1 pseudogene is annotated in these 204 nt (G+C 39.2%); it reads right to left on the bottom strand.

Annotated features, from left to right (window positions below):
- Positions 1–204, bottom strand: a pseudogene (locus tag HMPREF2613_RS04960) (hypothetical protein); the annotation flags it as partial.

Here is a 204-nt window from a genome sequence, read left to right as displayed (position 1 = left end):
CCTGTTACTGTTGAGTCAGACAATCCTTGTAAAACCAAGTTAACCTCTTGAGCTGGTCTAAATCCAGCTGGTATTGTTTCTTTGACTTCTCGATAGTCTGAAATTGTGGCAATGTCTGCGATTTTTCTTTCGGTTGAAATTGTGACAAGATTGCCATTTCTTGTTACGTTGCCGTTAATGAACCAACCTAGCTCAATCTTTCTT

The organism is Streptococcus sp. HMSC070B10, from assembly GCF_001808665.1.
Lineage (GTDB): Bacteria > Bacillota > Bacilli > Lactobacillales > Streptococcaceae > Streptococcus.
The sequence above is the reverse complement of the archived record's forward strand: the minus strand, read 5'-3'. Positions and strand labels throughout refer to the sequence as shown.